The 17746-nt window shown below is 36.0% G+C and carries 15 protein-coding genes; 4 read left to right on the top strand and 11 right to left on the bottom strand.

The features are described from left to right. The first annotated feature begins 280 nt into the window (after window positions 1-280). A complete protein-coding gene (locus BC008_RS41425) occupies window positions 281-1075 on the top strand; it encodes a cobalt-precorrin-6A reductase (protein WP_058184662.1) in 795 nt (264 codons plus the stop codon). Window positions 1076-1106: 31 nt separating this feature from the next. On the opposite strand, the gene BC008_RS41430 is transcribed toward BC008_RS41425, so the two are convergent. Both BC008_RS41430 and BC008_RS41435 read right to left on the bottom strand, forming a co-directional pair. Beyond that, window positions 1107-3065 (bottom strand): BamA/TamA family outer membrane protein, encoded by a 1959-nt coding sequence (locus tag BC008_RS41430; RefSeq protein WP_027843583.1) that lies wholly within the window; start codon window positions 3063-3065, stop codon window positions 1107-1109. 214 nt (window positions 3066-3279) lie between these two features. Beyond that, window positions 3280-4506 (bottom strand): serine hydrolase domain-containing protein, encoded by a 1227-nt coding sequence (locus BC008_RS41435; RefSeq protein WP_058184664.1) that lies wholly within the window; start codon window positions 4504-4506, stop codon window positions 3280-3282. A 409-nt stretch (window positions 4507-4915) separates the two neighbouring features. Here BC008_RS41435 and BC008_RS41440 point away from each other — a divergent pair, with 409 nt between their 5' ends. The 3 genes from BC008_RS41440 to BC008_RS49030 all read left to right on the top strand — a co-directional run bounded on the left by BC008_RS41440 (window position 4916) and on the right by BC008_RS49030 (window position 7865). After that, window positions 4916-6109 (top strand): sensor histidine kinase, encoded by a 1194-nt coding sequence (locus tag BC008_RS41440; protein ID WP_027843582.1) that lies wholly within the window; start codon window positions 4916-4918, stop codon window positions 6107-6109. A gap of 416 nt (window positions 6110-6525) precedes the next feature. Continuing rightward, on the top strand, window positions 6526-6663 hold the full coding sequence (locus BC008_RS50095) for a hypothetical protein (protein ID WP_161938221.1): 138 nt from the start codon (window positions 6526-6528) through the stop codon (window positions 6661-6663). Between the two features lie 116 nt (window positions 6664-6779). After that, on the top strand, window positions 6780-7865 hold the full coding sequence (locus tag BC008_RS49030; RefSeq protein WP_063800859.1) for a DUF2927 domain-containing protein: 1086 nt from the start codon (window positions 6780-6782) through the stop codon (window positions 7863-7865). Window positions 7866-8021: 156 nt separating this feature from the next. On the opposite strand, the gene BC008_RS41450 is transcribed toward BC008_RS49030, so the two are convergent. The 9 genes from BC008_RS41450 to BC008_RS41485 form a co-directional block, all read right to left on the bottom strand. Continuing rightward, window positions 8022-8597, bottom strand: coding sequence for a hypothetical protein (locus BC008_RS41450; protein WP_027843581.1), 576 nt, complete (start codon window positions 8595-8597; stop codon window positions 8022-8024). A gap of 209 nt (window positions 8598-8806) precedes the next feature. Beyond that, window positions 8807-10399, bottom strand: coding sequence for a TrbI/VirB10 family protein (locus tag BC008_RS41455; RefSeq protein ID WP_027843580.1), 1593 nt, complete (start codon window positions 10397-10399; stop codon window positions 8807-8809). A 43-nt stretch (window positions 10400-10442) separates the two neighbouring features. Then, complete coding sequence (locus BC008_RS41460) at window positions 10443-11138, bottom strand: hypothetical protein (protein WP_027843579.1); 696 nt, start codon at window positions 11136-11138, stop codon at window positions 10443-10445. Window positions 11139-11450: 312 nt separating this feature from the next. After that, window positions 11451-12254 (bottom strand): hypothetical protein, encoded by an 804-nt coding sequence (locus BC008_RS41465; protein ID WP_027843578.1) that lies wholly within the window; start codon window positions 12252-12254, stop codon window positions 11451-11453. A gap of 89 nt (window positions 12255-12343) precedes the next feature. Further along, entirely contained in the window at window positions 12344-13384 is a 1041-nt protein-coding gene (locus BC008_RS41470) for a hypothetical protein (RefSeq protein ID WP_027843577.1), read from the bottom strand. Window positions 13385-13616: 232 nt separating this feature from the next. Continuing rightward, complete coding sequence (locus tag BC008_RS41475; protein WP_058184666.1) at window positions 13617-14390, bottom strand: hypothetical protein; 774 nt, start codon at window positions 14388-14390, stop codon at window positions 13617-13619. A gap of 13 nt (window positions 14391-14403) precedes the next feature. Continuing rightward, the gene (locus BC008_RS50955; protein ID WP_201026229.1) at window positions 14404-14541 is read right to left on the bottom strand and encodes a hypothetical protein; all 138 of its coding nucleotides are present in this window, start codon (window positions 14539-14541) and stop codon (window positions 14404-14406) included. A 64-nt stretch (window positions 14542-14605) separates the two neighbouring features. Further along, window positions 14606-17353 carry a hypothetical protein gene (locus BC008_RS41480; RefSeq protein ID WP_027843630.1) on the bottom strand — a complete coding sequence of 916 codons (2748 nt, stop codon included), beginning with the start codon at window positions 17351-17353 and terminating at the stop codon, window positions 14606-14608. Beyond that, on the bottom strand, window positions 17301-17678 hold the full coding sequence (locus BC008_RS41485) for a hypothetical protein (protein ID WP_058184668.1): 378 nt from the start codon (window positions 17676-17678) through the stop codon (window positions 17301-17303). Before BC008_RS41485 ends, BC008_RS41480 begins: the two co-directional genes overlap by 53 nt. Between the last annotated feature and the right edge of the window lie 68 nt (window positions 17679-17746).

Raw genomic sequence — 17746 nt, forward strand, 5'->3', positions numbered from 1 at the left:
TCTATTCATAGTTACAGTGACAAAAACTTATGCAGTAAAAAATATATTTCTCAAATCAAATTTTATTTCAAGTTCATTTTTTATAAATACTAAAACTATATTTATGCCGTTAGTAATTTCTCAAAAATCCTGAATTAAAGGGCTTTGACAGCTTTTTGTTCAATCTCAAAATAGATCAAAAATATAATATAAAACTTAATAAAATATTTTAAGACCTCAACTTAAATCTAAACTTAAATCTAAATTAGTCAATTTAAAGCATATTATTCAAGCACATTAAATGAAGCGTTTATTAATTCTGGGTGGAACAAAGGAAGCATCTCAATTAGCGATTAAAGCCGCAACTATTTCTAATGTAGAAGTAAGGTTATCTGTTGCAGGTCGTACTACTCAAGCTAGGTACCAAGTAGGAGTGACACGAGTTGGTGGTTTTGGTGGTGTTCCAGGCTTAATAAAATATTTGCAGGATGATGCAATTGATATCTTAATTGATGCGACTCATCCATTTGCAGCCAAAATATCTCTGCACGCAGCAGTAGCAGCAAAGGAACTAGATTTACCCAGACTGATGTTGATTCGACCAGAATGGTTATTGCAAGCTGGAGATAACTGGCTTGAGGTTGATAGTATTATAAATGCTGCAAAGATCCTAGAAGAAAATGCAAAACGAGTATTCTTAGCTGTTGGTAGACAACAAATTATCCATTTTGCATATATAGACAATATTTGGTTTTTAATGCGATTAATCGAACCCCCCAAGCAAGATGATTTAATTCCCAAAGGATCGGTAATACTCGATCGCGGACCATTTAAATTAATTAAGGAAAAAGAGTTATTAATCGAACATCAAATTGATACAATTGTCAGTAAAAATAGTGGTGGAGATGCAACAATTGCTAAAATTACTGCTGCACGAGAATTAGGAATCAAAGTTGTTATGGTAAACCGTCCCCAACTTCCCTTAGGAGAACGGGTTAATAATGTTGAGGATGCTTTGAGGTGGTTGCTTTTATTAAAAAATGCATTATGGTGCAGTTCTTTGTTTTTCTTCTCTCAAATCTTACTAGCTAGATAAAGAAAGTTAAAGACGATTTATTTCCACTTTTTTAAAATCTCTCTCCTAAACCAAATTGAATCCGACTTTCTCCATCATTATTAAAACCATAGTCAAGACGAACAGGTCCTAGTGGAGATTGGATGCGAAGACCAGCACCATAACCAAAACCACTACCTGATTTATCTCTTGCACCTCCGGGGTTACCAACAACGCTACTACTACTACCCAAATCTGTTGCAGCATCAAAAAATACAGTTCCACCCAAAAAAGATAATACTGGAAAACGATATTCAGCCGACGCTTGGACAAAACTACGAGCGCTACCCAAATCTCCTTCAGCAAAACCTCGAACAGAATTCAAACCACCAAGGGAAAATGCTTCATAGGGTGGTAAATCGCCAAGAACAGTTCCTGCTTGGAGATTAAAAGCAAAAGCTTGGGGACATTTATCTGTTTTAGAATTAGATTTGGAATTACGACAACCCTTTGTGAATTTGGTTAAATGTGTAGGAACATAAAAGCTATAATTTCCTCGCAGTTTGTTGGATAAAATATTTCCATCTCCAATGGGAATTGATTGTTCGCTACTCAGACTTAAAAAAGAACCTTTTGTGGGACGCAAAGGATTATTACGTTTATCTCTCACTAAAGCTAGGGGTATGCTGAATAAATCATCTTCACCATCACCACTAAAGCTAAGATCGTTTCCTAATTCATCCTTAGCGTTTAAATTCCCATCTGAATCACGAATCGCAATTTTTTGATACTTTAAACCCGCACTTGCGACCCAATCAGACTTTTCAAATACATTTTTACTCAACGGACGACGAAAAATAATATTACCACCGGTACGAAATACTCTAGGGTTATCACCGTTGGGTAGTTCTACATCTGTTTCCCCACCATCAAATATTTGTGAAAAAGAACGTTTTCTAAAAGCACCAACTTTATAAGAAGTTCTGTAAGGATCTCCCGCAATCCAAGGGTCAGAAAAATTAACGTCAAAAGTTAAATCTCGTCGACTAACTTCAACATTTGTACCAAATTTCTGATTTCTACCACCAATATTCTGTGCTTGAAAATTCCCAGAAGCAAATAGTCCACTACGAGAACTGAACCCTCCTGTGGGTGTAAGACTAATATTTTTCCCTTCTCTAAGGTTTACGACTAAAACTACTTTTTGTGGGTCTTTCCCGGGATTAAATTTAAGATTGAGATCATTAAAAATTCCCAAACTTGCAATTCGTTGCAGGTCTTTTTGAGCAACTTCACGCTTGAATACTTGTCCGGGTTTCAATTGCATTTCCCGAGTAATAACGTATTTTTGTGTCCGACCTTTAATTGGTTTACCTTCAGCGTCTTTTTCCTTTCCTTCCTCATTAATAAATTGAATTTTAATGTCTTCTATAATTCCTTCTGCAACTGCTAAAGTTACACTTCCATCAGAATTAAAACTAGGGGGAGCGATCGTCTGAGCTAATACATAACCATTATCCTGATACCACTGATTTAAATTTTTTACTCCTTTTTGAAATTCCCGAAAATTGATTATCTTACCGTACTGTTGGCTAAAACTTTTATCTATTACCTTTTGAGGTACAACATTACTACCCTTTACTGTTACCCTGCGCAGTGTTGGATTGGGTTCAACAACAAAAGTTATCTTTACTCCCAAAGGTGTATCTTTTGGTATTACTCGAACATTAGCAAAGTTACCTATAGCAAATATTGCATTAATATCTTGTTCTAAGCGATCGCGAGTAATGGTTTGACCTGCTTGAACTTGGATTACTTTGGATATTTTCTGTTTTAATTCTTCTTCTACTCCCTCAATTACAACTTCTGAAACCATTACTTGGTCTTGTTCTGGCTTTTGTTTAGTTTCCGTAGAGCTTAAAGAATTATTATTTCTGGAAGTTGTTTGAGCTTTAGCAGCAGGAGTGAAAGAAAAATAATTTAAGGTTGCAGCTGAGAACAAGCTAATACTCAAAAGATACAAATTTTTCATCTAAACTTTTCCTTTTGTAGAATACTTCTTCAAAACAGCCAAAGCTCTAGTTAATCATGGATTGAACAAATCATATATTTGCTTAAGTCATATATAATAGTGACTTAAGTCATGTTATTTGCAGATTTATCTATAGTCGCAACGAAGCAAAATTATGAGTTATTCCAATTGATTTTGTTAATTTATTTCAATATTTGCAATATCTGTAAAATTATTAATTTGCATAATCTGGAAGCGTTCGGAAGTTGTCCCTTAAGATATTAATTCCTAAAGTTTCACCGGTTTGAGTTCCATAAAAAGTTTCCTTACCAAACCAACCTTCATCAATACGGTTAGAAAGTACGATTACCACGGTATTATTAGAATCGGCATACTTTATAAATATGGCATTTTGCGAATCAGTTGCACCATCATGGGAAATAATTTTGCCATATCCTGGTATTTCTTCGGTCACCCATCCATAACCGTAGTAGCTTTTTCCATCTTTATTTTCTTTGATATGAGGTGCAAACAACTTCTTAGTGGATGTTCGAGAAAGAATCAAATTCTTTTCTAGAGCAATATTCCAGAAATAAAGATCCTCTACCGTCGTTAATACACCACCGAAACCAACCAATCCCCAATAAGGACCAGGTCGCTCTGCAGCAGAACCAAAATCTTTTCCGTTATTATAACCATGTGCTACTGTCACTTGGGACCATTGAGGATCGTTATAAAAACCCGTATTAAGCATATTAGCGGGCTTAAATAAGTTGTCTTTTAGATAATCTTGAAAAGACTTACCAGAAACAACTTCAACAATTATTGCAAGTAACCCATAACCAGTATCAGAATATAAATATTTTGTTCCTGGTGAAGTTTTTAATCTAGCTTTGAATACTAATTTTTGTGCTTGTTGACGGCTAAGTTTAGCAAAATCACTATCAAATGCGTATTCTGGAAGACCAGATGAATGGGTTAAGAGTTGGTGTAGAGTAATCTTGGCTTTATCTGACGGAACATCATGAAAAAATTTAGCCAATGTATCTTCAACTTTTAATTTACCCTGTTCTTCTAGATGCAGAATAGCTGCTGCTGTAAATTGTTTGGAAAGAGAACCTGAATCGAAAACTGTTTTAGGTGTAATCGGTATCCTGTTCTTCCGGTCAGCTAAACCATAACCATTTTCAAAAATGATTTTGTCATTTTGACTTACGAGTACTGCACCTGAAAATCCATTTTCCTCAAGTATTTCCAGATACAAACTAATTTTATTTATTCGTTCTGCAGTAGATATATTTCTTACATTGGTAAGTTGATTATCATTTGAAGTCGTTTGATTTTTTGAACTAGTTTGATTATTGAGAAGATTATTTTCTTTAAAAACACACCCATATAAAGAAATCAGTAAACTCGAACAAATCACGACAACCAAACTGGAAGAATAGGATTTGAAAATCATTAGTTCCCTGAAATCTAATTTAATTAAATTTTTACCGACAAATCTCAACCAACTATATTTTAACTCAGTAAAAAATATTTAGATTTAAATATCAATAGTAAATAAATATGCATTTATATTGAAAATAGTTAAATAAGCCCTCCTTAAAAGGAGGGTAGACAAGGAGCAAACATTTTAAAATGTTTATTACTCTATTTACTCGATTAGAAGTGCTCAAAAGGCAAATAGATATAATATAAGTTTGGTAAAATACTTATTGAAAAATAACTAAAAATATTAAAGCATAAATTTATTGGGTCGCATATTGTCTAAAGTAATAAATAGTTATGACTTTAGTCATACTATAAGTTCTATAAAATTGTGCATGATAGCAATTAATAAGTTAATAATCCTGTGTTCGAGGTTGAGTATGATTGATTTAGTAAAAACACCGGACTCTATTCGTCGAACTGTACGCTATATAGAATGGACCTTGATAGTTGTATATTTCTTATTATTCTTACTAAATCGCCGTGATAGCAACTATTATTCTCAATTAATACCCACTTATGCAAATATTATTTATCTTACTTTCTGTTTATTTTTAAGCTTTATATTTCCCATCAATTACCCCAACTGGCAAAGATATATTTATATATTTTTAGAGATAACATCTATTATCTTAGCAAGAGCATTTGGAGCAAACTTTGAAATATTACTTTATCTTGTATTAGTCAAAAGTTGTTTTCTTGTAAATAGAAAAAAAGTTATTATTATTGCATTTGTATCAGGTATATTTTGGAATATTGCCCTAGGTTTGAGTCTACCTGATATTTTAAAATTTCAGTTCAAGAATATTAATAAAATTCTCGATGAACTCTCTGACACTAATTTTGTTATCATCAGGATTATAATTAACAATACTGGTGTTTATCTAGCGGCGAGTACTTTTGTTATATTATTTAGTTTTGTCATATTAGCAGAACAAAAAAGTCGTCAACAGGCAGAAGAACTAACAAAAAGAGTTGAAAGTTTGGCTGCAAATTTAGAACGTAATCGCATTGCAAGAGAAATTCACGATTCATTAGGTCATTCTTTAACTACTTTAGATGTACAACTAGAACTTGCTCAAAGATTATACGAGCAAGATCCAATCAAAGCTGCAAAATCTTTAGATATAGCCAAAGAATTAAGTAGTCAATGTTTAGATGAAGTACGACGTTCTGTTCAAACTATGCGCCAGTCAAATTTTAATTTAAGTGAAGCACTTAAGACATTAGCGCAAAAAGTAGAACGAAATCAATCTTTTGTAGTACGAGTAAATGTAAAACTACCGCACCTACCAGTTCAAATTAGTCATCAACTTTATTGCATTGTTCAAGAAGGATTCACAAACATCCAAAAACATGCTGAGTCTAAGTTGGTCACCCTGAATGCAAACAAAGATTCTAATGGAATACTTTTGGAATTAAGAGATGATGGTCGAGGTTTTAATATTAACGCACATCATACAGGTTTTGGATTACGGGGAATGCAAGAAAGGGTAAACATTTTAGGTGGAGAACTGACAATTAAGAGTTATCCCGAACAAGGGACAAAAATTCTGGTTTGGATTCCTGTTTGAGGATTTTTGCAAGGAAGAGTAATATATGTCACCCTTATAATTCCTCAATAACTTTAGAATGGTTCAAAACAAAATAACTCGACTAGGACTTACGTACTTATAAGCAATTTCTAATATTGGAATTTCTAATATTTGGAAGTTGTAATTTTATGTGCGTAAATTTCCGGTAACCTTGTATCTTAATTACTCCAATTACCTCGTACGCCAATAATTATTGTTGATTATAAAGCAAATTTATAGTGGCTACAATCGCAAAGAAATATTGGGTTCATCTCACATGAAGCAAATGTATTATTGCGAATAACTAGAGGATAAGATTTTCACATTACTAGGTAAGGTGGGTGTTTTTACGAAAGTGAGACGCTCCCGAAATATTCTCATTTTATCTGTACATTTATAAAAAACATGAGGTATAAATGGAAACTACTAATGACACACAAACATTATTTCAGAAAGTCAAAGTCAAAAGCGATCGCTCGCAGAATCTATATTTGATGTTCCTCATACAACAAGGTTTCCAGAAAATACAGAAAAATATTTTTGTTAAAGGCTAAAGTTCTAAGGGCTAAAGTTTTGGATCTTTGATTATTTAAAGTTTTAAGTAGAAAGGTTTGGGTGTCATCAGAGCCAAGTTTCCCATATTTCCCATCATTGAATTTACACAGGATTTATGAAAATAAAGCAGATTTTTGTCTCTGGGATTCGTAATACTCTTGCTTTGAGCATCGCATCGACCACAATTGGAGGAACAATATTAGGGATTGCAATTTCTTCCTCTGACGCACAAACAGCAGTTCTCAACAGTAAAAATCCTACCAGTCAGATAAATCTTCGCTTAGCACCTAGCACCCTATCCGATGCTGTTGATTACGGTAGATCTGGCGATCGGGTAATCATCCGCAATAATACAGAGGGAATGGATGGCTTTACTTGGTACTATGTCAAGTTACAGGAAACTGGTATCACTGGTTGGGTCAGAGGTGATTTAGTTGCGAGGGGAAACCGGGATAAAAGTGTCGAACACAGAAGTAACATTATTCCTATCCCACCGGAAAATTACAATGGAATAAATAGACAAGGAATAAATACTTCAAGTTCTAGATATATAAACCCAACAGTAAATAGTTATAGAAAAGAACAAAATTATCAACAAGCTTACATCACACCAAATATATATACACCTGAAGAAATTAATTATTTTCTTGAAATAGCACTTGGTGCTGAATTTTCTGCAGGTTCCAATCTGATCAGAAAATGGGATAGGGATTTAAGAATTAAAATCATCGGTTCCCCAACCCCTGAAGACTTAAATACTTTGAAAAGCGTAATTAATGAAATTAATAGTTTAGTATCCGGAATAAAATTGAATATAGTTGACAATAAACCGAATGTAAAAATTCATTTTGTTCCCGTATCTCAGTTTCGGCGGTACGAACCTAATTATCAACCAGGAAATTATGGCTATGCTTGGACTAACTGGAATCAAAATAATACTATAAATAGTGCAAACATTTTGATCGCAAGTGCTGGGGTAAATCAACAAGAACGATCGCACTTAATTAGAGAAGAATTGACCCAATCTTTGGGACTTCTAAGAGATTCTTATAAATATAAAAATAGTATTTTTTATCAACCTTGGACTGACACAAATAGATATTCTCAAATTGATAAAAAAGTTATACAAATACTCTATCAACCACAAATTCGTCCTGGAATGACTAAATCGCAGGTTATAAATTTTTTTAAAAGAACTTAAGAGTTGATAATAAAAACATTTAACAGGAAGGACTATTTGGTTGTTTTCATTACAGCAATAGTTACTAATTTCAATCCTATAGCAATCATATTTGATTTTCGTAAATGATTTAGGATTGCTATAGTTTAATTAAAAACATATTCACTGTGAAGCAGCTTACTGATCGATTCGTACGCAAGGATTTTCGCTAGAAGATGGAGGATCGGAAAAAACAGCCATAGTATTGTATTCTGGCATTCCGTCTCCATAAATCACGCGAAAAGTATATAATTTTCTCCTACCTCCTCCTTCCGTGACCACAGTTAACAGAGTTTTGGAATTATTACTTCGAGGGGGAAGACCGGGAATATCGAGTTTTTCAATCCGTCGCATGTGAATTACGCTAGCTGCTGAATTTTCACAATCTCCTCCTTCTTGTCCGCCAAAATTCACACACATGGGACCATCAAAATCTAAGGTGACCTCTGAGGGATCGTCTAACCAAACTTTTTTGATAGTTTCACCTGCGGGAATAAAGCTTAAATTTGTACCGTTTTGATACCAAACTTTTACACTGGGTATTGCTCCTCCCAAACCCTGTGCTTGACATGAAAAAATGGAACGGAGAACAGCATTATTAGCAAGTACACGATTGGTAACGCACAATCCTACTGTTAAAAAAAGTAGAGATGTTAATGGGAGAAAATAAGAACTTTTGACGATATTCCGGCAAAAATTAATGTATTCTTTCATCGGCTGCACCTAGATTCTGCCCTGTATTTTCCTGGGATTTATTTACTGAACAATTATTTTTTCTAAGTTAGAATTATTCATCAATAATTTCGTTACGTTAGGATACACCCAACTGTGCCCTCATTCAAAGTATATTTTTGATGTAAAACTCCTTTATTTAAAATTGAACTTCCTTAAACAATAAACTCAAATTGCCTCAGCACTACAAACTACAAGCGAACTTCTTGGTTGACATAAACCTCAACTTCTTTACCTGCTTTGAGAAACCAAATATCACTTTTTCGATTTATGCGCGAAATTGCTTGTTGGTTGCGACGAGTAACTTGGGGAACTAAACTTCTCATCCCACCTTCTAAAATTCCAGCCGTGATGTTGGGATCGTTATTATTAGTTTCTGAAAAAACAGCACCTTCGTCACGAACAATTCTAGTTTCAGTGCGGTTAAATAATTGAGCTGCTCTTCCCAATCCACCCAAACCAAATGTTAGCGCATCCCTTCCAGCAATCGATGAACCCTTGTTGGGATAACTCTTAGCCATTAAAGGTTTACCTTCAGGAGCGCGAATTGTTAGAGCATTTGGTGATAGACTTTTTTCAATTAATTCATCTTTATCTTTAACTAACAATTTGGTGACATTAAGTCGCATTAAACCTCTGTCTGATATTGAACTGACTTGAGTTAGAATTTCGCTACCTGCGGGTACTATAACCTCACCATCTCTTGCTTTGAGTGGTTCTTCTAAACGTACGACAAATACATTGTTGTCTGTGCTAGAGTTATCACTATTTCCGCTACTTCTACTTCTACTTCTACTTCTCCCCCGGGATTTTGTTGTTTCGCCAAAAATAGCGGTTGCAATTACGGCTTCAGCACTACTACCAACAACTGTACGTTTACCACTTCCCGATCTTCTTGATGTACTTGGTTTTGGCGTTACCTTTGATTTCGGACGACTGACGAGGGGTTCAACTTTTCTTTTTGGTGCAGATGCTGTTTTTACAGTATTTTGCTTGCTAATATCTTGAGTCACCATCCCATAACTACCCAACTTCGCCAATTTTTGCCATTTCTGCATTGGATCTGGATCTGGTGTTGGATCTGGTGTTGCTACTGGTTGTGGGGGTGGAGGTTCTGGAAGTGCAGGTTGAGTTTGATTAATCTCAACAGGTCGGGGTTCTCGTATTACTCGGGTAATAACCTCAGGTGGAGAAATATTTTGTGTAGGTTTGGGGGGTTTCGGTGGTGAAGGTTTATTTACAACTTCAGGTTTTGGTTTGTTTCTTCTAAGTTGTTGTTGTGCATTTTTGACTGCTTCTGCTTGTTTCGCAAGCGCAAGTTTGGTTTTGAGTGTATCTACTTCTGTTTCTAGTTGTTCGAGACGATTTGGGGTTTTAACTTGAGGTGGTTGAACAGTAACATTTTTTTTAACTTGCTGTTTTCCACCCCCACCCATAATTTGTGATAAAAATCCTCCAGCAAATAGGACAGCTACTAAAGTACTAGCACCAACTAAACCAGCTTTTGCAAAAGGATTTGCAGACAGGGATTGTTTGGTACGAACTGAGTTTGGATCTGGAGTTTCTTTGCTGACTTCTATTCGTTGGTTTTCTGATATCGCTTCTGTTAGGGATGTTTCCTTGATTTGGGAACTGGGTGATGTTACTTCTTCTTCTAAACCAACTAACTTGGCGATACGCGATTCCCATTCAGAAATATCTGTACTTGAAGGAGAATTGTCAATATCGGTCACAGTTGAATTTCGGGAAGATACAGGGGTAGAGATTTGATTTTTTGGCTTCATAGTTAAGTTCTTATTGATTTAGTTAATTTCTTATTTGTTTACTTTACATTTTTTTACTTGTAGAACATTTTTTATCTTTTAGTTCGCAGATATTATAAATTTCTAGCCTTGCTTCCCGTAAGCCACTAATTGCTAAATTAGCTGGTATCCCTGATTGATCTGCAGTGGCTTTAGTTGTTTCTATTGCTCGTACAAAAATCTGTTTATTAAAAGGAATAGAAGTACCTGTTTTTTCTGCGCCTTTAAAAGTTAAATAATTTGCATAAATATCGACTTTCCAGTTCCCCTTACTAACTTCTTCTGGTTGGGATATTCTTGCGATCGCTAGAACATTTTCTGTATTTCGCAAATTCCTATCTAACCCATAGTCGAAGCCCATATTATTATTCTTAGAATTTAATTTTTGCCTCAAATCTTCACTTAGTAGTGGAGAAGTTATTTCCTTAATTAAGCTTGGAGGTAAATTATTGGAAGAAGTTAATATTAAAGTCATAGCTTCACCCACAAAGCGACGAATAGTTTGTTGATTGCGTTCTAAATTATCGGTAGCAGCTACTGCAATTGTTCGACCATCAACTAATTGAACTAAGGTTTCCGGCAAGGTTTTACGTTTTACCTGCTGCAGCATTGTGTTATGGAACATTAATATCAGCACCGTGAACAAATGTAAGCTAAAAGTTCCAATAACAAATAAAGGAATAAGATTATTATTATTTTTTTTAGGATTTAAAGAACGCATTTGATATGCTCCAATCGACCCAAGTTTTTGTAATTTATAGTAGTAAGTATATAGTTAGGAGATTAGATTTTACTGAGAATAGAACAAAGAACAGGGAACGAGGAACAGAGGGGTAAGAAAAATTACCTAAATCAAAAGCTTAGTACTAATCTCAATGGAAATAATCATATCAAATACAAAGCTTTGGTTTTTTAATGATTCAGACTTAAATAATTTAAATTTAAAGTGCTAAATTTAAATAAAATCAAACTTCAAGTTACACTTAAACTCAAACCCAGACTCAAAATTTAAATATTGATGGGAAATTTGAAACTAAAATTTTACTTTACAGCGCAACCATCTTTGTTTCGCTGTTTTATCATATTCATCAGTCAGACATAAATCGCGAATTTCATAGATTTCTAAGCTATCCGAACGCACGCTATAAATAGCTTGTTGTAAATCTGTAATTTGCTGTGTCAAAGGATGTTTAAAACTATCTATTGATTGTACTATTACATCTTTATTAAAAGGGATTATAACTTTTTTATTGTCACGACCCTTAGTTTGGATTAGATTTGCAACGATTCCTACTCGCCACTTATCCGGTGCAATTTTTTCTGGAGGATAGATTTGAGTAATATCTAACTTGGCTGACATTTTTCGTTCTGGTCGGTCGGAAAAGACCTCAGGTGGAGTCATTTCAGCAATTTGACTTAAAAAACCTTTACGAAAATCCTCTGCGAATGCAAAACTAGCCAACCAACTACTAGTCGCAACTCTTTTAACACCTCCGGATGGTGTCTTAATTAAAATTCCCAAATCAGATTGAGGTTTTGAAACTTGTTCAATAGTTCGGGGAGGTAAATTTCCCGACCAGTTAAAAATTGACACCATTGTTTTACTAACAAATTGGCGGATTGCTTCTGGTTCCCTAGCCAGAGTGTCTATGGTTTTTATCGGCTTCCCATTGACTAATTGTACGAAAGTAGGCGGCTTTTGCAGACTTAACTGTCGAACAGTAAATCCTTGCAGAATTAAAATAAATAAAGTCAATAAATGTAAACTGAATGTTGCGATCGCAAATACAGCGAGAACATTTACTACTTGTTTTTTTTGTTTTAGTAGTTGCACCATTTTGATTGGGAATTAGTGATTTGGGATTGGGGATCTGCGACTGGGGTTAGCAAAGCGTCACGCTAACGCCAACAGCTAACTCTCAATCTCTAAACTTTTTCACTGACCCAAGAGCTTGTGTTACTGATTGCGTTAAAAACAGCAAATCCCCCTGAAGCTGCAATTAACAAAGATAAAATCGGTGCTAAAACTCCCAGGAAAATCATAAACCACATCAAGTCTACATTGGTATTAGGATTTGAAGATGTTCCATTTACGATCGCACTTGAAGTTAAAATTGCAATAATGTTGAAAGAAATTTTGGCAATTCCCATAGCGATAAATCCTGTAACCCATGCAAATATTGGTTTTCCAGCTACAGGTAATAATGAACCACCCACAGCTAACGGACCCAATGCTGCCACAAGTAACATTGTAACTTCTATCAAGTTTTGAAAAGCAGACTGTAAAGAAATCAGAAAGCTTTTTATACTTGGTTGAATAGTGGAACCAAGGAGAGAATTAAAGGCAAATTCTGAAACATTATTAGGATTTAAGGTAATTTGATTAACCTGTTCTTCCAACCTTACAATCCAAGGACGATCGCCATATAAATCTCGGTATTCTTGCCAAAGAGTATCAGTTTTTTCAGTTGCCTTAGTAAAACACTGAACCCTCTGTTCGCCAGATAAAGATTGACAAGGACGCAAAAAAGAAGCTACAACCTCTTCGGCGACGCTCATACTTAATGCTTGTTGATAATATTGGTCTGCATCTCCAATTCTTACCACCTGTTGATTAATACTATTAATGTAATTTCTAACACCTAAAGTTAAGCTAGAAAGAACTGAACCATTACCAGTATTAGTTAATAATAGAACTACAATAAACGGCCAAATCAAACTCGATATAGGGCGGGAGTATTCGCTGTAAATTAAATCTTTAAGCCACTGCATCATAAAAAATAGCAGGGTACCCACCGCAAAAAAAACGCCAAGATTTGTTAAGGAACCATATAAATTTTCACTGCTATTATTTTGCAATAAATTTAACCATTGTTCGTCCCAAGCTTCAGCGATACTACGTGCAGTTGTTGCACCATCACCAATAATTTCATCAACACCAGTTTGAGCCAATATCTTGATATACATTTTTGGGGATTAGGGATTGAGGACAAGTCAAAAGTAAAAAGTCATTAGCGTTCGCCGCAGGCGCATCTCAGCGTGTCCGTAGGACATAAGTCAAAAAATAATTGACCAATTAACCATTACTCCTTACTTGTTACTTACTTGTTACTCATTACTTGTTACTCATTACTTATTACTTATTACTCATTACTTATTACTCATTACTCATTACTTATTACTTATTACTTATTACTTATTACTCATTTTCTTCTCTACCAAATAAATCTGATTGGGAACTAGCTCTTAAAAGTCTAGCAACAGATGCAGCTGAGTCAACGCGACGCGCATTATTTGCTTCTTCTACTTGTTGGGAAATATTTGCCAAGTTTAAATTAGAATACTGTAGATATTGATTTTGTTTAATATTTTGACCTAAAGATTCTGCAATCATTCTTGATTGCTGTCTATTAATTTGCAGTTGTAGATTAGTTTGATTTGAAATTAATCGTCCTAGAAAATTTTGACCGGTTGCTGCTTGACCTAAACCAGCTAATTGATTGAGAATATTTTGATTATTTTCACGCGCTTCATCAGCTTCGCGATCAATATTTTCGATGACATTTTGAACAGTTTCTAGCTTTATTTGTAATCTTTCTTGTCCTTTAACACCGAAGTATGATTCTGTCGCAGCACGGGTCAGTTGACGTTCGATTTCATTTCCAATTAACTTACCTTGAACTGCTGGATTATTTTCAAAAATGTCAGAAAGTGAATTATCTGTTACGTCTTGAACGACCTGTTGTCTTACATCAATTGGATTGGGTAAATTGAGTGCACCTGTAGAATTATTAATTGCGGTAAAACTTCCTTCTCCTGCAGGATTTACAGTTTCGTCAATATTATTTGTTAAATAATCTTGAAAATCGACAGCGTAGTTTTGAAAATCTGTCCATATATATCCCAATCGCGCCATCGCTGGTAAGCTGACTAAAAATGTAAAACAGATAGTTAAAAAAGCAGTTTTTCGCATAATTTATTAGTATTTATAATTTGTTAATTTTTAATAGGTAATAGGTAATTGGTAATTGGTAATGGGTAATTGGTAATTGGTAATGGGTAATTGGTAATTGGTAATGGGTAATTGGTAATTGGTAACTCAATTTTTCATTCCTAGTCGCCAATCCCTAATCCCCAGTCGCCAGTCCCCATATGCCGCAAGGCGGCACGCAGTGCTATCCCCAATCCCTAACCCCCCCGCAAAGATGCGACTAATTGACGTGCAAAGCTGGAAATCGCTTCATATTTATCTTCATACTTTTGCATACTTTTTTGACGAGCGCTTTGTTCGTCGGGGTTATTCGCTACCACTGCAAGTTGCTCGTAACCTGGATAATAGCGACAAAAAGTGTAAATTCCGTTGTCATCAAGCAACCATTGACTGTAAATACCTTCTTTGCGGGGAAAGAAACTTTCTGATGCATTACGTCCGATAATTTGACGGGGATATTTTAAAATATCGACAAAACTGTCTACTGCGACTGGTTGAATCCTTCCTATTAACCTGGTAGTTAAGTTTTGCAAAATTTTCGATGCTGCTTTTGATTTCGCGATCGTATCCGGGTCCTGGGCTGATAAAATTACTCTCACACCTGCTTTGGCTCCGTTTGCACAAATTCTTCCTACTAAATCAGAAATTTGGTCAAATTCAAATAAAATTGGTGCCTCATCAATAAAAAATATGGAAGCTGGACTGCTAAGGGCGCGGCGTAATGCGGCAGAATAAGCGCTTAGGGATAGAACTGCTGCATCTTCACTATCCGATAAGTTTCTCAGAGCAAAGACCAAAAGCTGAGCATCAGTTGGAAAGCTTGAAGGATAGGAAATTGCTTTACCTACACGACTTGATAACCAAAATCTTAATCTGAGGTGAATTTGACTCAGAGCATCTTCTACTCTGCCACCTAGGGTTTCCATCTGTAAATGTTCGGAAGAACAAAATGTTAAAAAGTCGTGTAATGTGGGCGTTTTGTCCCAAGCATGACTCCCGAAACCCCCCTCGATCGCATCTTGATATCTTTGATTGATTCCCGCATCTTGAAAGAAAGCTGCTAAAGCTAAGTTGAGAACGGAACGTACTGTTTGTGATAGCAGTTGGTCTTGGTTAGATGAACCCAAAACCATGGTCATCAAAGCTGATTCTAAAAAGCCAACATAATCTTGAAAGCGATCGCGTTGTTCCTCAGGACTCAAGAAACGTAAATCTGGTTGTTCAAATAGGTTATTTGATTGTTTGGAGATATCGAAATAAGCTCCCCAACCGGACATAAATTCTGTATAGTCGGTAAAAGTAGACGTACCATCAGGCTTAGGAAAATCTAAGGCGACGACCGGAATATTATGGGCTAAGGCTTGGGTTAAAATTCCCGACACTAATACTGATTTACCTGCACGGGTAGTAGCAAATAATGCTAAATTTTTATGTCGCTTAAATAAGTCCAAATGTACCGGCGTTCCTCCTTCTTCAGCAATCAACTCAAACCCTTGGCGATCGCCCTTGCGGGTATGGACGAGAGGTATTAGTCCCGGTACTTCATTTGTTAAATATAGTTGACGGCGATTAAAGGGTTTTGCTAACAAGACTTCCCAAACTATAGGTAAAGTTTGCAACCATATTTTCCAGGCATATTCTGTTTCCCTAATCACCTGTGCTGGACGCTGAAAGCTGTTCTCAATATATTTTGTTGCTTCGTCTAGCTTTTCTGTACTATCCCTATGTACTAAAACTGTAACTCCAGTATAAATAGGTACGGCACCTTCGTATATTTGTTCTTGTGCTGCTAAGGATTTTTTTAGTTTTAACTGGGCGTTAACATCTATGGTTTTACTTTTCGACTGCGCCATCGTAGCAGTCATATTTGATTGTTTGAGGACGCGCTGCAATGTATTTTTGACTAATCCTGGGTTTGCTGCACTCAATTGACAAAAAACCTCTGTATCGACCACTGCTTCCCTAGCGAGCAACTCCCATAAATAACGCAATTGGGATTGTTTATTTTGCCAACCTCCGGGTTTCTCTAGAAAAGTTAATACACCGATATAACGATTTTTTACATGTACCCAACGGCGATCAGCGCAGGGGATGTGAGATTCCATTAACAAAGTTGTACTGTGGGGATTATCTATCAGTAACTTGCTACTAGCTAGATCGGAATAAACCTCTTCATGCAATCCTTCCTCATTTAAGATTAGTAATTGGGGAATCTCAATTGCTGATGTATGGTTAAACCGGTACCAAATTTCTTCCCATAGCTCACCTGCGTTCATCGCTTTGACATCCAAACCCATTTTATTGGATAGGATCTGCTCCCAACGGCGAAAACCTTCTTTATAAGCATTAAGGATAACCGTTTCCAAATGCTGGTTTGCTAATACTGTGGCGTCCCCCTTAAACCTCAGCCACCAATCTTCACCTTTTGCAAGTAACCTCTCAATCCAATCATCAGTTTCAGCAGCGTTGGGTTCAACTGTATAGGTCACATAAATTCGTAAAAACTTGGGTTTGCGAATACCATCCCGGGTCAATTCTCTCACCCTGGCACGCTCCGCCATCAAAAGATATTTGATGTCAACTGAAGCCGCATCCTTAACTAGAGATGACAATTCCTCTTGACGCTGAGTTTCCGAGCTAAAGGAACTTAGGTGAAACGTCAGCCTTTCCCCTGCAGGAATATCTTTTAAGCCAGCTTCGATATTATTACAAATCGTATCAACTTGCTCTGGTCTGAGGGTTGTATGAATACCCTGACAATCAAACCCGAAAACAAAGCAAAATCTATCTTTTTGATTACCCTTGGTAAGAACATAAGCCCCCACCTCCCTACCATCCAAACTGACCTGCAGCATGGTAGCAAGATGGAGAGAATCCTCAAAAGGAGTTAATCTAACGTCGCTTCCTGCGAGACCGACGCTTTGTTTTCCGATTTTTTCCTTCATGTTTTACTTCCAGAAAACTTCGATAACGGGCTAAACCTCTTGTCCAAGTAGGGACGCCAATAAACTTGCTAAGAAACCGCCAACTCCTTCCACCAGTTAAAATCCACCACGTTCCCATACCCCAACCAGCAATTAGTGAAGTCCACAGCCATTTTTGAAAGTCATCCTGAAAAACTCCTCCAAAAACTCCATTGACAACAAAATAAGAGGCTAAAGCAATGATTGTCCAAGGAAATACTTGATCTGCGGGTAAGGGTCCTAATGATGGTTGAGTTCCCAATATCCGGTTTACAGGTCGAAAATCCTTATCTCTTTCTTCAGACATTTGTTAATGGTAATGGGTAATGGGTAATGGGTAATGGGTAATGGGTCACTGTCAACTGTTAACTGATA

The sequence above is a fragment of the Mastigocoleus testarum BC008 genome (assembly GCF_001456025.1).
GTDB lineage: Bacteria > Cyanobacteriota > Cyanobacteriia > Cyanobacteriales > Nostocaceae > Mastigocoleus > Mastigocoleus testarum.

Excerpts from the sequence above, each read along its gene's own strand:
- BC008_RS41425 (WP_058184662.1), top strand. The coding sequence starts at position 281 with ATGAAGCGTTTATTAATTCTGGGTGGAACAAAGGAAGCATCTCAATTA.
- BC008_RS41430 (WP_027843583.1), bottom strand. The coding sequence starts at position 3,065 with ATGAAAAATTTGTATCTTTTGAGTATTAGCTTGTTCTCAGCTGCAACC.
- BC008_RS41435 (WP_058184664.1), bottom strand. The coding sequence starts at position 4,506 with ATGATTTTCAAATCCTATTCTTCCAGTTTGGTTGTCGTGATTTGTTCG.
- BC008_RS41440 (WP_027843582.1), top strand. The coding sequence starts at position 4,916 with ATGATTGATTTAGTAAAAACACCGGACTCTATTCGTCGAACTGTACGC.
- BC008_RS50095 (WP_161938221.1), top strand. The coding sequence starts at position 6,526 with ATGGAAACTACTAATGACACACAAACATTATTTCAGAAAGTCAAAGTC.
- BC008_RS49030 (WP_063800859.1), top strand. The coding sequence starts at position 6,780 with ATGAAAATAAAGCAGATTTTTGTCTCTGGGATTCGTAATACTCTTGCT.
- BC008_RS41450 (WP_027843581.1), bottom strand. The coding sequence starts at position 8,597 with ATGAAAGAATACATTAATTTTTGCCGGAATATCGTCAAAAGTTCTTAT.
- BC008_RS41455 (WP_027843580.1), bottom strand. The coding sequence starts at position 10,399 with ATGAAGCCAAAAAATCAAATCTCTACCCCTGTATCTTCCCGAAATTCA.
- BC008_RS41460 (WP_027843579.1), bottom strand. The coding sequence starts at position 11,138 with ATGCGTTCTTTAAATCCTAAAAAAAATAATAATAATCTTATTCCTTTA.
- BC008_RS41465 (WP_027843578.1), bottom strand. The coding sequence starts at position 12,254 with ATGGTGCAACTACTAAAACAAAAAAAACAAGTAGTAAATGTTCTCGCT.
- BC008_RS41470 (WP_027843577.1), bottom strand. The coding sequence starts at position 13,384 with ATGTATATCAAGATATTGGCTCAAACTGGTGTTGATGAAATTATTGGT.
- BC008_RS41475 (WP_058184666.1), bottom strand. The coding sequence starts at position 14,390 with ATGCGAAAAACTGCTTTTTTAACTATCTGTTTTACATTTTTAGTCAGC.
- BC008_RS41480 (WP_027843630.1), bottom strand. The coding sequence starts at position 17,353 with ATGAAGGAAAAAATCGGAAAACAAAGCGTCGGTCTCGCAGGAAGCGAC.
- BC008_RS41485 (WP_058184668.1), bottom strand. The coding sequence starts at position 17,678 with ATGTCTGAAGAAAGAGATAAGGATTTTCGACCTGTAAACCGGATATTG.